We start from the raw sequence: 13,447 nt of genomic DNA on the forward strand, positions 1-13,447 counted from the left end.
TGGCCAATCCTCTCATTTATATGGTTATAACCTTGAAAAAAATAGTTTTAGCTTTGTCCTTAATACTTTTATTTAGCCCTTTTCAACTCAATGCTAAATGGTATCAGCATTCGTTTAATACCATGGGCACACGCGCCCATGTTGAATTTTGGCTAGATGAAAACAATACTAATGCTAGTCAGTCGCAAGAATTGATTGCACAAATCATTGCTGAAATGACCCGCTTAGATCTCGCTATGAGTCCTTACAAAGAAAGTAGTGAGTTAAGTCTGCTCAACCGTGAGGCGGCTAAGAAAAAGGTGACTATATCAAGGGAGCTTTTTACCTTAATAGCGACAGCTCATGATATTTCAGTGCTAAGCGACGGCGCTTTCGATATAACTTATGCTTCTATTGGTTATCAATATGATTACCGTAATAAAATTCGTCCTCAGCAAATAGCCATTGATAAGGCTTTACCTTCGATCAATTATCTAGGCATCGTCTTAGATGAAAAAAATAGTACCGTCAGCTTTGATAATAGCGCCATTAAAATCGACCTAGGAGGCATAGCTAAAGGTTATGCCGTTAAAAGGTGTCTGAACTTGCTAAGTTCGGCAGGAGTTCACCATGCGTTAATGAGTGCCGGTGGTGATACCGCTTTGTTAGGTGACCGACATGGTAGGCCTTGGTTAGTGGCAATAAAACACCCAAGAGCCGAACAAAAGCATGTTGTACATATTCCACTAACGAATGAAGCTATCTCGACCTCTGGGGATTATGAACGATATTTTATCGAAGATGGCAAACGTTACCACCATATTATCAATCCAAAAACGGGCGACTCAGCTCGAAAAGTAGTTAGTGTCTCGGTTATTGGCAAAGATGCTACTTATGTCGATGCCTTATCAACGACACTATTTGTTAAAGGGCTTGCCGACGGTATGCAATTAATTAACAGCATGGCGGGATATGAGGCCATTATTATCGATAATGAGCAGAGATTACACTTCTCCAAGGGTCTACAACAATAAAAATATATGACTTCATTACTTAGCGCGAATAAATTCCCGCCTACAGACGAGAGGGTTATTGCGTGGTATTAATACAATCAAACTGTAATGATTGGTTGGAATGCGGTTAACGAGTCTAACATGGTACTGTTGCCCAACCCTTGACTAGGTACTAAAGTAGAAAATTGATTTTGTTGTCCATGCAGTGCCATATAATTTAATAACACGGTTTGCACCAGTAGATTGACATTATTTGCCGACGGCGCAGACGTAGTTTCCACCGAAGCATCAGGCCTCATAAAACCAATTTGTTGATGCATGGCACTTTGCTCCGCGGTGCCGCCCATTAATTGTGGTTTGCCAGTGGGGCTATACACTAAGAAAAATGATGCACCGGTTGACGAATTATCACCGGTCCATTCGCCTTTACCACGACCGTCGACAGATTCATCTATGCGGCCGTTACTGGCGACAGAGCCGTCACTAAATACATACATCATCAGCGGTTGATTACGTCTTGCTGCATATTCAAGGCACGCGCCCATACAACGGCCAGCACGAAGATCTCTTAACTCACCAGTGCTGCGGTCACCGGTATGATAATCAAAGCCACCCATGGTTACCGTGCCAGCACCAGCAAAGCCATTAACTACCAATTTCATGATAGAGGCAGTTTTTTGGAACTCCTGCTCGCTATCAAATTCAGCCAGACTAAAAATGCCACCAGGGCCGACAATATCAACATCAAGTAAAGGGTTGAGTGTCGATGGATCGCCAAATCGATCGGCGAGATCGGCACTTTTGACATAGCCACAATTAACCAGGTCTTTAATGATATCGTCACGGGTAACCTGACTATTGACCTGTGCCATTTTTTGCGCACTGACTCGTTGAATACTTTCCATAACAGCAACGGCGTCACTTTGAGACAACAAGTTAAATAAATCACCGACATCAACTAAGCCAGTAACATCACTGGGGCGATCAATCTTTGTTGGCCGTAAACTTAAATCAATAAAACTTGCTGGGGCCATAGAGTTACCACCAGAGTCGCTATTCCTAGAGCCAATAAGTGGCATTAATGAGCCATTAGCACCGGCAGCCGCGATGGCATACATAGGGTTATGCGGATTGTTGGCGGTATCATTGTCAGATCGGCTAGGTATTACTGCACCATTAATATTGGCGGCTGTTTCAGGCGATACTTTTTCTAATATTCCACGTAAAAATGCCGAGTCAGCATGAAAAGCTAAGCCTAAATCAGTATTGATAAAGTCAGACTGCATGGCATCTGGGTTAGCAATATTAGGCGCCATATCGCCAGGTATACCAAGCTTGCTATAACCGGCAGTCGAGAGAAAGTCTTGCTGACCACCCAAGCCACCCACTAAGACATTCGAGCCTGAAATATTAGCGCCGCCAGCAAGATCGAAACTAATAAAAGGAATTTTTCCTGCTCCTTGTGTACTAATGCCACAGCTATCCCTTAACGCTTCTATATCACTTGATAAGGCTGCTTGTGCATGATTAGCGGTCAATAGGCTAAACATCGATAATCCAGCAATGGTATAACCACCGGTTCTAAGACCAGCTGAGATGAAATCTCGACGGCTCATCGGTTTTTTATGATCACTAAATAATAAAGGACTATCTGGCTGTAAATGTTTAGTTTTTCTCATGTAACTTTCCTATTTTCCATAACTTGTTTTGTTTAGCTATATCGATACCTGTGTGGTATTACCGCATCATTAAATCCGTACTAGTAAAGAAGTCTTACTGAACCAGCATTACTGCACTAGCAAGCACAGCTGCACAAGTTGCTTTGGCAATGGTTTTACTTCGCTCGGCACTGCAACTGCTAGCGCAAATCCCGAGGCGAGATATCAAATTATCAAGCTCTGTATACACTAAAGCTTTATCAGGCTGAGTAGTCAGTGTCGAAGGCATTAACTGGTCTAACAATGGGTTTAGTAAATTGCCTCGTCCGACTGTGTCGAAGGCAATATCCGGAGTTTTACTGAAATCTACCTCGGTAAACCAGTTATTGCGGATGTTATCGTCTTCAATTGCCGTATCGCAGTAAGCAATGGCTAATTGCGTAATCGCCATTTGCTGAGCTGAAATAAAGGTTTCAATATTGGTTAATGTCGGTAACTGTTGCTTGACTAGCTGATAGGTAGTGGCTACTTTTAGCGCATTTTTATTAACACCAGTTAAGACACTCATGCTGGCATTAATTTGGGCAAAATTTCGCAGACCTATTTTAGCGCTGTTAGTATCACTAAAGCTTGCTTCAGGGGTGATAAATAGCGCAGGTAAAACCACATTGCTATGCTCCCCGAGTTGCTCAAAAGTTAAGAAAAACTCGTCATTATTGGCACCTTTTTCCAGTGCTATAATGGTGCCTAAGGGAGATAATGGCACCGGCTCGGCCAGAGAATCGTCACTGGTGAACGTAAGGCTGATATTAGCGTAAGCTTGCCCTTGGGCACTTTCTTTGCCATTAATACCAATGCGCATTTTAGCCAGTAGGGTGTTTTTGGCTAGGGCCTTACCATCTAGATTGACTAAACTTGGCTGAGTAAATAAATAGCTGTAATTATCATACTGGCTGACTGCAAATAAAACATAGGTATTAGCGAGCTCTACCAGTTCACTTATTGAAAATAATAACAAGAATTTTTCACCGACACCAACATTATAATTTTGCGTTATTTGTTCTTGCGATAATGTACGGTTATATATGGCTAATAAACGAATATTACCTTGCCATACGTGATTATTTGAAGCCTCTCTACCTAAGATTAAGGCAAAGCTGTCATCCCATGAAGCCAAAGGTGATATGCCTTCATCAATAATAGCCATGAGTTTGCCGTTTACATAAATACGGCGACCCTCTGTCGCTGAGTATGTTAGTACGATATGTTGTAAGGTCGCTTGCAATACTTCATCAGCATCAGGCGTGCTTAATGACGGCTCACCATTGCTGTTACTGTTCGCTGTTTGCAGCATAAAGTCATAGTTATACTGGCTTTGTCCTAGGGTAAAGTTCCTATCATTATCCCCGGCTGAATAGCTGATTATTCTAGCGGGACCTTCTTGGACAACATTATGTGGGGTGAGCCAGGCTTCGATAGCAAACTCATTAGTAGCGGTAATCAAGTCATGAATCTTTTTGCTAGTGGCGGTACTTGCTTGTGCTTTACCGTTAGTAAAAGACAAGCCCCAACTGCCGAGCCACTCAACGTCTCCTGTAAGGGTCAAGTTAGCAGCAGGGGAAATACCTGAAGTATCATAGGCGGTATTACCCTTACCGGTTTTAAATTGATATAAAGCAATAATGTCAGACTCAAATCGGCCGCCGCTAGAAGCGACCAAGCCATCAGTTAATAATAGTGATTTTGATACCAGCATATCAGCTGATATAACATCAACGGTTATCTCATCACTCATCGCTTGAATACCTGCTTGCATTTCATCACTATTGGCTTGGCAGTCACTCCAACAATTATGAAATTCACTGCTTAAACGAATCACTAAGCGAGACTTATTTGGCTCTGCTAAATTGATTACCCGCTTGGCGGCTTCATAGGCTTTATCAATATGTTCACTAGCAAAAAAGGGCGACTGTGCTGTGCTCGACGATTCGTTATGACAACCGGCACAGTATTGGCTGACAATCGGATAGACATGAGTACTAAATAAGGTGTTTTCAGTAGGAAAATTTTTACTGCTGCCTGGCTCTCTAATAACAGGAGCTTTTAATTCAATGGCATTGGCAGTGCTTACTCTGTCGTCTGCCCAAAGTTTTATCCACTGTTGCATGGTTTCGCCACAAGCTTGCTCGCTAGCTAGCCAACAGTTATGTCCACCGGCAACTTTTTGTACCAGGCGAGACTCAGCTGGTTTGCTTAAGCTGACTAATGGGTTTGTTGCTGCATAGGCATCATTGACGTTTACTCTACTGGCAAAGTAGGGCGCTTGATTGCCCTCAGTATGGCAAGAGCCACAACGGTCCGTTGCTGAAAGGTTATCCCAAAGGGCGGTTTTATATTTTTGAATATCTTCGGTCGCCGGCGCGGGTCCTGTGTACTCAGCGTTGCTGTTATCTTGCACTAAAGGCGGCAGTTCTTCTACGCTAGTTTCACCACAAGCGTTTACCAGCAAAAGTATGCACAGTACTAGCACTGTTTTAAAGCAGGTAAAACTAAGAGGGAAATACATCATTATTCTCCCATGCAATAGGCAGCAACTTCAGCAAATACCTGCTTAAGTTGATATGAATGTTGTTTAAAGGAAGTTGTTGTTGTTTTAATTTGTGTTAAATCAGCAGTACTTTCTGCATCGCGTAAACAGACGGCTTTAAAAACTTTTTTTACTTGGCACTGAGCAAAGGCTTCACTGTTTGCTAGCTCTTGTCCTAATGACTTCATACCACTGCCTTGCCCCGTAAGATTGCTATCCCAACCCAGTTTTTGATTTATCCCTTCACGCCAGTAATTTTGCCAGTCGTCATTTTTGGTGACAAAACCAAAGGGAAAACTACTGGCATTATTATGGTATTTTGCTTTGACTCTAGTACCAGTGGCAGCATCAATATCTGCTGATTGGTTATAAGTTATCTCGCCATTTTCCCCTTGAGGATCATTTTCAGTATCAAATTGGTAATCATAATAAGCAAATGCTTGTGCTAAAGGGTCCATGCCGGTGTGACAACCTGAACAGTTATTGATAAATAAGCGACTATCGCCGCCAGGACTACGGCTGACATCTTGACGAATTCTATCTGTTGGTAAGGTATTGTCTTTTAGTGGCTCCAAATCGGTACATAGGTGATTGATCAAGGTAAAACGTAACATTGCTCTATTAGTACCTAAATAAAAAAAAGCTTTAGCGGCAGCTCTTGAGGTTAATATCCCCGCCGTTGCTTCACTGGGTAAGCCATTCAAACTTGATTGACTCACTTGCACTAACCCATCAGCCAAGTTAATAAAGTTACTCTCTAATGCCTGATAATGATCGTTATTGTTTTTGCTATAAGCAGGTAAGTTAAGCTCGTTTTTGCCAACATAGGTGATATCGGCTTGTAATATTTGCCTAAAATCTAGGTCATCACGAACTGCCCCTATGATGGTGGCACTGTAATCATTTAGCGGAAAAAATATGTCTTGGTCTTTATTGGTCCAAGGGCTAGCAAATACCTTTAAGGTGGTTGAATAAAATTCAGGAGATTGCATGGCTAGATAAGCAGCTTCGGTAACTTTACCTTGTGCAATTAAATCACTCATATCAATAAGGGTGGTCACTGATGGCGGTACGCCGGTGATACGGTCATGCAGTCGTTTAGCCTGCTCTAAACTCGAGGCGCTGACATTAAAGGAGATGATTAAACACAAACACAAAAATAAAAATAATAGGTAAGGGGAAATATTGCGGGTATTTACTTTAATAAAATGTATATTAAAGCCGTTCTTGCTCGTCTTATTGCTTGGGAGTGACATCTCCATACAGCCTCCTTGAAGATGCGGTGTTTGCAACCTTGTTGCATTGATATATAGTAACCATGTTGTAACAGTGTATATAATGATGTTTAAACGAGCAAATAAATTTATTGCTAGTGATATCAAAACACCTAGATTAATTTAATCTTGTTATTTTTTAAAAGTATAGGGATATTGCATGAATCCGAAGCTATGGTGTAGCGGACTTGCACTTGTAGCTGTGTTGTTTACCGGCTGCAATGAGCAGACAGTCAAAACAGCTGCACAAGTTGATGCTGTTTTAGTTGAATACCCAGTTGTTTATATTGAGCGTAGCATCAATAGCATGGCTGACGACGCTTTAACTCCCGTTGCTTTTTCAGCGCGAAATCCTGCCAAATTTAATCCTGGTGCTCGACTTATTGTCAAAAACAATGCCTTTGCTGACTCACCTAGTACCATACTGACGGCCGATCTATTTACCGATGCACAAGGTACAGTTCAAGCAATAGATATTCGAGATTTAAGTGTATCGCCTGATGGCCAATCATTTTTAGTGTCGCTTAGGGCGCCAGCAATCCCCGATGTCGATGACAATGAACAACCCAAATGGAATATTTGGCGTTATCAATTGGCTGATAAAAGCTTTCAACCGATAATTAATAGTGCTGTTATTGCCCAACAAGGTGATGATCTAATGGCATCATTTTTACCCGATGGTCGCATCATTTTTGCCTCAACACGGCAGCGTTTAGCTCGAGCTATATTATTAGACGAAGGTAAGCCGCAATACACGGCTTTGAATGAATCAGGGCAAAATTCAGCCTTTAATATTCATGTAATGCAAGCTGATGGCAGTGATATTAACCAAATCAGTTTTAATATGAGTCATGATTTTTACCCCTTAGTTTTACAAGATGGCCGCATCTTATACAGTCGCTGGGATACTATGGGCGGCAATAATAAAATCAACTTATACCGTATGAACCCTGACGGTACTGAAAATCAACTGGTCTATGGTTGGCATTCTCATCAAATAGTTTTAGATGGGGAAAACCAAAAGATAGAATTTGTTAAGCCGCAACAAATGCCCAATGGTGATATCTTGCTGTTATTCACATCAACGGATGATGAGCTTTATCAAAAAAGGCCTATGTTGATAAATATCGAGCAATTTATTGATAACCAACAAGCTTTGGCCAGTGAATCCGTTCCAGGTACCGCACAGCAAGAGCTATTTACCGATAGTGTATATCGCTTTAACTTCTCTGAGAAAATTAATACTGCTGGCCGATTAAGCCACATATTTCCTTTGCCTGATGATAGTGAACGTTATTTACTGAGTTGGGATTTATGCCGGATAATTATTGCCGACCTAATAAAAGCCTGCGGACAATTATCCGCAGAAGAATTAGCACAAGCCGGGCTTGAGTTAGCATCGCCTTGGTATGAGTTGTGGCTTTATAACGGGAAAAGCAATACTCAACAAGTTGTTGCTAAAACGACGGAAGGTAACATGCTTAGTGAAGCTATTGTGATGCAAGCAACTGATTACCCTGCGGCCTTTATTGCTGATAAAACATTTGGCTCTGGGCTCATAGCAGAACTCGTCAATGAACAAGCTGCAGTAATTCATATTCGCAGTGTCTATGATGTTGATGGCGTAGATTCATCAATACAAGAGACTAAGCCGTTAGGCATTCTTTCCTTAAGGGATCCAAAATTAACTACCGCAGCAGAGCTGCCAGCTCGATTTTTACGACTTGTGCGCGGTGTACCGCTACCACCCCGTGAGGTGAGGCAGCTTAGTAATACTGATTTTGGTCGCAGCCGAAATCAATTAATGCGAGAAATCATCGGTTATACGCCTATTCAACCCGACGGCTCAGTTAAGGTCAAAATTCCTGCCAATGTACCTTTTGCTATAAGTGTGCTTGATGCCAATGGTCAGCGCATCGGTGGCAGACATAGACAATGGCTAAGTGTTAAGGCGGGAGAAACCTTAGAGTGTCATGGTTGCCATAGCCAACAAAGTGAATTACCCCATGGTCGGCCTGAGGCACAAGCTGCAAGTATTAACGCTGGCGCTAATCCAGGCGGTGTTGCGTTTAGCAATACCAACTCGACAATTATCCCCTTGCAAGGACAAACTATGGCCGAAGCTGATGAAATGGTTAATGGTTTAGCTCAGCTTTCGGCTGATATTCATTACTTGGATATGTGGAGCGACGCTGAAATTTCAGCCCCAAACCCTGAGATCAACTATAGCTATCAGCAGTTAGCAACGCCGGCGCCAACAGGTAATCTATGTTTTACTCATTGGAACGCTTATTGTCGACTACAAATAAATTATGTCGAGCATATTCAGCCATTATGGCAGTTATCTCGCCAGGTATTTGATGAACAAACGGCAGAATTAATAAGCGATAGCACTTGCTCAAGTTGTCATGGTCCCCTTGATAGCGATAATTTAGCGCAAGTGCCGGCAGGGCAGCTAGATTTGAGTGACAGTGTTTCCATTGATGAGGTTGCTCATTTAACGGCTTATCGCGAATTACTCTTTAATGATGTCGAGCAAGAAATCATTGACGGCATAGTGGTTGATAGGCTAATTGTAGTCCTAGATGATAATGGCAATATTGTATTTGAACTTGATGGCCAAGGAGAGTTAATTCTTGATGCTCAGGGCAGCCCTATTCCGGTACTAACCAAGATTACCGTACCGGCAATTTTATCGACTAATGGTGCTTTGCAAAGTAGGCGCTTTTTTCACTTATTTAAGGAAGAAAGGCATAAAGATATGTTGTCTGTCCATGAGTTACGACTGCTCAGTGAGTGGCTCGATATTGGCGCTCAGTACTACAACACACCCTTTTATAGCCAAAATTAAGCCAATAAATGCAATTATTACCTTTAAATCAGCAGCTAAGTCGCGCTTACACAAAAATAGCTCAAACACTATTGTGCCTAATAGCCTGTTTTTTAAGCGCTACATTATTGGCTGATGAGGTAAAGGTGAACTCCTTGTTAATCGAGGTGGCTTTTGTCGAGTTACATTCAGGTCCTGGTGTTGGCTATCCGGTTTTATATGTGGTTGAAAAAGGTGAATACCTCAGTGTACAAGTGCAGCGAACCAGCTGGCTTAAAGTTACCGATAAACGTGGCAATACTGGCTGGCTACATCAAGATGAATTGTTAGGTTTAACGACAGCACAAGGTCAAAAGCTTAGCCGTGCTGAAATATCATCGGGGGATTTTCAAGGCAGAGATTATGAAGTGGGTGTTATGTATGGTGACTTTGCTGGGGCGCACTTTTACAACGCGCAATTTGCCTATCTTTTTACCTCAGTATTTAGTGGTGAAGTTTCGGTAGGAAAAGCCTTAGGGACTATTTCAAACAGTGACTTATATGAAGTTATGTTGATTAGTCAGCCGATGCCAGAGTTATTTATTTCCCCCTATATTGCTATTGGTGGCGGGATTATTAAAACTAAGCCCCACAGTGTCTTGGTTGATAGTGAACAGCGCCAAGATACTTTAATGAGTGCCGCCTTTGGTTTGAAATATCATTTAGCACGCAACTTTTTATTACGAGCGGAATATAAATATTCGTTAGTACTAACGGATAGAGATGACAATGAAGAGATTCAAGTATGGAAATTAGGTTTCAGCGTATTCTTTTAGCAACGTCTTTAAGTTTACTCATAAGTATCGGCATCATAACACCAGCAAAGGCTGATCAGTCAGTAGACTTTGTGCTATTCAATGAAGATACAACCAATGATGCTTCAGGCAATAATACTTCTCTAAATGAAAGTAATGTTGATGTCGATGTAGACAGACGAACGGTACTGGAAGATATCCTAGATAATGAGAATTTTGAACTAGGTATTCAGTTCGGGCTTATGTCTATTGAGGATTTTGAAACTAATGGCTGGGTAAGTGCTCACTTCGCTTATCATATTACCGAATTCTTTTATGCCAAAGCGCGTTACGGACAATCTGAAGCGGGACAAACGAGTTTTGAAAAACTTGTTAACGTACCGCCATTGCTTACTGATGAACAAAGAAAGCTCCGTTATTATGGTTTAAATATAGGTTACAACCTAATGCCAGGTGAAGTGTTCCTTGGGCGAGATTTTGCCCTTAATAGTGTTTTTTCTATTGAGTTGGGCGGTGGTACCACGGAGTTTGCTGGCGATGAAAAGTTCACCGTTAACTTGACTGCTAATTATCGAATCTTTTTAACGGATTGGCTCACTTGGGATATTGCTATGAGTGATTATATTTTTGATACTAGTATTACCGGTGAACATAAAACCAGCCATAATTTAAATTTCACTACCGGCTTTGCTTTTTACTTTTAAGGATGAATTGAATGACATTATTATCTGCAGTTAAAACAGGTCAAAGCAGACCACGGCGTGCCTTTTCATATAGCGCCACTTTATTTAACAGCTTGTTGGTGGGGTTCTTGTTAATTACTACGAATGTCAATGCCTTAGAACTAGGTCAGCCAGCACCAGACTTTACCTTAAAAAGTATGGCAGGCATTAACCTTAATTTAACTGAGCAGCGCGGTAAAATAATAGTCATTAATTTTTGGGCTTCTTGGTGTGGTCCATGCCGCAAAGAAATGCCAGTGTTACAAAAATTTTACGAAAAATACCAAGATTTAGGTGTTTCTGTTTGGGGAATCAATGTTGAACAAGAAAACCAAGCTGGACGAGATTTCTTAGCCGATTTGAACCTAACTTTCCCCATATTATTTGATAACACTAATACCATTTCGGCGAGCTATCAAGTTGAAGCCATGCCGACTACCATCATTATCGATAGGGATGGCGTAGTTAGGTATGCCTTTAAAGGTTATAAACCTGGTTATGAAAAAAAATACGCCAAGGCCATTAAAAAGCTGATCAGAGAATAAATAGTGAATAAAATGATAAAGCCAATATTGCTACGGACTTTGTTTTGCTGTTGTCTGTTAAGTGTCACTGCTTGCTCAAGTCTCGCTATTGAACCTTGGGTTAAACCGTATGAACGACAAAACTTAGCCGATGCGATTATGAGTAATAATCGCCATCCTATTGCCAATATGCATATTGCTCATGTTTATGAGGCAAGGGAGTCTTCAAGGGGCGCCGATGGCACAGGCGGGGGCGGCTGTGGTTGTAACTAATATGCGTTGGCTGATACTGTTTTCTCTGCTGTTATCTTACCTGCCTTATGGCAAAATCACTGCCGCGGTATTATCGCCGGATCGCGTCGATGTGCTTTATCATAGCTATGATGGTGGTGGTATGAGAATTGATGGACCAGCGATATTATTACGCAAAAAAACCAGTGAAACCCTGGCAGTATCGGCTTATTACTATGTAGATAGTATATCGTCAGCCTCTGTCGATGTGATGAGTACCGCCAGTCCTTACCTTGAAAAACGTAAAGAAGTACAGCTCAGCCTCGAGTATTTACACGACAAAACCTTAATGGACATTAGCGTTAGGCAAAGTGATGAAAGTGACTATTTAGCCAAATCGATCAACCTTAATATATCTCAAGATACCTTTGGTGATTTAACCAATTTAAGTGTCGGGCTAGCGTACAGTGATAATAAAATAAAGCGTAATGGTGATGAGTTTTTCGCTGAGCAAAGTCAGCAATATCGTGTCAGAGCTGGCATCAGTCAAATATTAACGCGCAACCTATCAATGAGTTTAAACTTTGAGGCGGTCGCCGATGAAGGTTATTTAAATAACCCTTATCGCAGTGTCCGTTATATCGATAATAGCCAGCCTGCCGGTGTTGGCTATCAAAGCGAAGTTTATCCTAATACACGTAACTCTTTTGCCAGTAAAATTTCAGCCAGTTACTACCTGCCTTATAGAGCGGCTCTTTTTGTTCATTACCGCTACTTTAGTGATAGTTGGCAAATTGATGCCACCGATATTGAAGTCTCTTATCGGCATCCCATAGCGGATGTTTTTGAAATTGAGCTGAAAATTAGGCACTACCAACAAACACAAGCAAGTTTTTATAGCGACTTATTCTCCTATCGTGATGCACAGAATTACTTAGCAAGAGATAAAGAACTGAGCGAGTTTGAAGATCTTACCTTAGGTTTATCTTTGACTTATCTAGTGCCGCAAAAGTATTCTTTTGGTGACCTACGCTCTGAGGCTTCATTACAATGGGATTATATTAAATTTGATTATAAAAACTTTAGAGATCCTACTGCTGGCGAAGGTATAGGGACAGAGCCTCTTTATGGTTTTTCAGCGAATGTTATTAGGATTTTTTATAGCCTTTACTTTTAAACGTATTTTAATTTAGTTTTAATTTAGTTTTAAATAAGTTTTTACACAAGGTTTAAAGGCCATTTTAAAAGTGGCCCTTTAGGTAGTTAATAAATATGAAATTATGTAATTTGTTCAAAACACTCACTGTCTTGGTCTTGGCACTTAGCTTTAATAGCGTTAGTTTTGCTGAAAGTACTGCCAACGCTAAGAAAGCAACAGAGTCGAGTAGTGAGCTGGCGCAACAACTAGAGCAGTTGAAGTCACAAGTAATACAACTCAATAGGGAGCTATTTATTCTTGAAGAGGATTTATTGTTTCCAGCCAGTACTCAAATCGCTATTTTTGTTTCTGTGGACACTGGCCGATTTTTTGCCCTTGATAGTGTCGAAGTTAAAATTAACGATAAAGATGTTGCCGGCTTTTTATATACCAAACGGCAACGCCAAGCATTGGAGCAGGGCGGTATTCAAAAGCTATATTTAGGCAATTTGAAAATAGGGCAATACCAATTAACCGCAATTTTTACCGGTGTGGACTCGGACGGGCGAATGGTAAAACGAGCCGCAGAGTATCAATTTGACAAAGATGATGAAAGCTTGATGATTGAGCTTAAGCTTGTTGATAATACTAAAAATTATCGCAGCCAAGTTGTTATTGAAGAATGGGTTTTATAATT

The 13,447-nt window shown here is 41.2% G+C and carries 11 protein-coding genes; 8 read left to right on the forward strand and 3 right to left on the reverse strand.

The genetic code is table 11. The features are described 5' to 3' along the window. The first annotated feature begins 32 nt into the window (after nucleotides 1-32). Entirely contained in the window at nucleotides 33-1,013 is a 981-nt protein-coding gene (locus CMT41_RS02450) for an FAD:protein FMN transferase (protein ID WP_232299998.1), read from the forward strand. A 77-nt stretch (nucleotides 1,014-1,090) separates the two neighbouring features. Here the strand turns inward: CMT41_RS02450 and CMT41_RS02455 are convergent, their stop codons facing one another. The 3 genes from CMT41_RS02455 to CMT41_RS02465 all read right to left on the reverse strand — a co-directional run bounded on the left by CMT41_RS02455 (nucleotide 1,091) and on the right by CMT41_RS02465 (nucleotide 6,499). After that, a complete protein-coding gene (locus CMT41_RS02455; protein WP_058026243.1) occupies nucleotides 1,091-2,671 on the reverse strand; it encodes a hypothetical protein in 1,581 nt (526 codons plus the stop codon). A 94-nt stretch (nucleotides 2,672-2,765) separates the two neighbouring features. After that, nucleotides 2,766-5,219, reverse strand: coding sequence for a LamG domain-containing protein (locus CMT41_RS02460; protein ID WP_232299999.1), 2,454 nt, complete (start codon nucleotides 5,217-5,219; stop codon nucleotides 2,766-2,768). Next, complete coding sequence (locus CMT41_RS02465; RefSeq protein WP_335338150.1) at nucleotides 5,219-6,499, reverse strand: hypothetical protein; 1,281 nt, start codon at nucleotides 6,497-6,499, stop codon at nucleotides 5,219-5,221. The genes CMT41_RS02460 and CMT41_RS02465 overlap by 1 nt, the downstream gene beginning before the upstream one ends. Before the next feature lie 172 nt (nucleotides 6,500-6,671). Between CMT41_RS02465 and CMT41_RS02470 the strand changes: the two genes are divergently transcribed. The 7 genes from CMT41_RS02470 to CMT41_RS02495 all read left to right on the forward strand — a co-directional run bounded on the left by CMT41_RS02470 (nucleotide 6,672) and on the right by CMT41_RS02495 (nucleotide 13,445). Beyond that, nucleotides 6,672-9,362 (forward strand): PD40 domain-containing protein, encoded by a 2,691-nt coding sequence (locus CMT41_RS02470; protein ID WP_058026245.1) that lies wholly within the window; start codon nucleotides 6,672-6,674, stop codon nucleotides 9,360-9,362. Nucleotides 9,363-9,370: 8 nt separating this feature from the next. Continuing rightward, a complete protein-coding gene (locus CMT41_RS02475) occupies nucleotides 9,371-10,156 on the forward strand; it encodes an SH3 domain-containing protein (protein WP_058026246.1) in 786 nt (261 codons plus the stop codon). Continuing rightward, nucleotides 10,126-10,839 (forward strand): outer membrane beta-barrel domain-containing protein, encoded by a 714-nt coding sequence (locus tag CMT41_RS02480; RefSeq protein WP_058026247.1) that lies wholly within the window; start codon nucleotides 10,126-10,128, stop codon nucleotides 10,837-10,839. Before CMT41_RS02475 ends, CMT41_RS02480 begins: the two co-directional genes overlap by 31 nt. Nucleotides 10,840-10,850: 11 nt before the next feature. After that, nucleotides 10,851-11,402 carry a TlpA family protein disulfide reductase gene (locus CMT41_RS02485; protein ID WP_083494191.1) on the forward strand — a complete coding sequence of 184 codons (552 nt, stop codon included), beginning with the start codon at nucleotides 10,851-10,853 and terminating at the stop codon, nucleotides 11,400-11,402. Between the two features lie 12 nt (nucleotides 11,403-11,414). Next, nucleotides 11,415-11,654, forward strand: coding sequence for a DUF4266 domain-containing protein (locus CMT41_RS18465; protein ID WP_083494192.1), 240 nt, complete (start codon nucleotides 11,415-11,417; stop codon nucleotides 11,652-11,654). Beyond that, nucleotides 11,620-12,789, forward strand: coding sequence for a DUF3570 domain-containing protein (locus tag CMT41_RS02490; RefSeq protein ID WP_058026248.1), 1,170 nt, complete (start codon nucleotides 11,620-11,622; stop codon nucleotides 12,787-12,789). Before CMT41_RS18465 ends, CMT41_RS02490 begins: the two co-directional genes overlap by 35 nt. Nucleotides 12,790-12,884: 95 nt before the next feature. Further along, nucleotides 12,885-13,445, forward strand: a complete 561-nt coding sequence (locus tag CMT41_RS02495; RefSeq protein WP_058026249.1) for a hypothetical protein — start codon at nucleotides 12,885-12,887, stop codon at nucleotides 13,443-13,445. Nucleotides 13,446-13,447: the final 2 nt, after the last annotated feature.

The sequence above is a fragment of the Colwellia sp. MT41 genome (genome assembly GCF_001444365.1).
In the GTDB taxonomy this organism is placed as follows: domain Bacteria; phylum Pseudomonadota; class Gammaproteobacteria; order Enterobacterales; family Alteromonadaceae; genus Colwellia; species Colwellia marinimaniae.